The following is a 1896-nucleotide window of genomic DNA, read 5'->3' on the forward strand; positions in this document are numbered from 1 at the left end:
AGTATAAAAGGCTGACGGTTATTTTTCTATACACTGTTTTATTTGACACTTACTTTTTAAAGTCTATATATGGCTTTTGTATATCCTTCTTAATTTTCTTAGAATAATCCTTCTCTATCTCATTAAGATAATCTATCACATCTTTCTTAAATCCGTTGAACATCTCATCTTCCCCTGTTTCTTTAGAAAACATCAACGGAATATAATACAGGTTCATGCTGGTGCCGTCATTTTTGGAAGCCATATTCAGCTTCCAGCCACCAGGTTGTTTCTTCAACTTCTCCGCCGGGCTAATCAATCCACCATAATCACACCCTAGTGCTTTCATATAGAACATGATTTGATGCGTTCTGGCACGACGTGAACGGTTATCCTGATCTTCAAGTTTTGAATTCTTTGCATCAAATACGGCGACTACTTTTTCTTCTTTTCCATATGTCACAACAATATCAGGCGTATACTTTTTCATATAAACCTTCGGTTCCTTATCCTTTTCTTTCTTATCCTCTTCTTGAAACAATTTCCTTTCTTGCTTTTTTTCCAAATTAAATTTTATGGTATTAGATGCATTAAATTCCTCTATTGCATCTTTGAAAATTGCTCGGCAATAATATTCAAATAACAAATTAATATCTATATAATAAGGTGTAACTTCTCCGCTGACCAGTTGAACATCTCTAGATTCTTTTCCCGTTTCATCCTTTAATTTCTCACCTAACTCAGATACGCCATATCTTTTTATGATTTTTTTTGCCGCTACTAATGCATCTTTATACTGTCGGAAAGCGCCATTGTTTTTTAATCCGATGAAATCTGCCACACTACATTTCTTTAAAGGAACATTTTTTAACGCATTCATACAAAAGCGAATATCTTCTTCTAATGATGCACCTATTTCATGATTTTTGCATAAATATAATGCATATTTGATAATTTGATTTTCCCGTATATCTTCTGTCATTTTATTATAGGCGCAATATATTTTTTGATTCTGTCCTTTTGAAGTATTATACTTAAGCTGCTTCTGTATTAAAATCCTTCCCTTAATTTTGCAATTTAAATTTTCTTCCACTTTTTGTGATTGTTTTTTTAAATTTTTCTCACACACTTTTTTTGCTTTATCCAAAAAATCAAGAATTTCAAAAACGCCAAAAAGATTTGCAAGACCATAGTCTATATCATCTGCCTGAGATTCCCCTGATTTACTGGATAATTCAATACTGCCAATTCCCTGAACCGTCCCAAAAAGTATTTCATCGCTTTCCTTATTTTGGCTTTCCTCAGTTTTCCCTTTTTCGTTGTCACCATTATTTTTAAGTAAATTTCTCCATTCTATTCCAGAGTAATTTTTTATTTTTATCATATCGGGGTTTTCATAATAGTCATTACCAGCCAACACTCTTTTCAACATTTTCAATGGTAAATCTGCATAAAATCTTGAGACAATTTTGATAACAGGCAATTCTTCGCCGAACATTTCCGTTTGATCAGCATTTCTGTCTAAAGCAGGCATAACGCCAATATACTTTGAAGCCTTAGGTTTATCATCTTGTCTATCCATGTATATTCCAAGATTAAAGGGCGACCACTTTTCGTCATAAAATGGCGATGTATTGCTAAAATATTTCCCATAATCATCTGACATAGCGCCTATTACGTCTTTATAATCTTCTCCCTTAAAAACTTGCATATTATTTCTTCTCGCTTTCGCTCAGATTATTCTCCAAATACTCAAAATATGTATTATCATACAACAATTCCACAAGAGACTTTTCATTAATGTCCAATTTTTTTCGTTTTGTAAACATGCCATTCTTTGCATATTCTCTCAACAGTGGAATTAAAGTTAGCAACCACCAGTTCAACTGGTGGTTTATTATTAGCCCTCCAAAGGGC

2 protein-coding genes are annotated in these 1896 nt (G+C 33.1%); both read right to left on the minus strand.

What is annotated here, in order from left to right:
• Window positions 1–49: 49 nt before the first annotated feature.
• Entirely contained in the window at window positions 50–1690 is a 1641-nt protein-coding gene (locus tag DWX26_RS16530; protein ID WP_118601794.1) for a 5-methylcytosine restriction system specificity protein McrC, read from the minus strand.
• Window position 1691: 1 nt separating this feature from the next.
• Window positions 1692–1896, minus strand: a 205-nt coding sequence (locus tag DWX26_RS16980; RefSeq protein WP_207664642.1) for a hypothetical protein, incomplete at its 5' end; no start/stop codon positions are given.

Source organism: Blautia sp. AF19-1 (genome assembly GCF_003479155.1).
Taxonomy (GTDB): Bacteria; Bacillota; Clostridia; order Lachnospirales; family Lachnospiraceae; genus Fusicatenibacter; species Fusicatenibacter saccharivorans.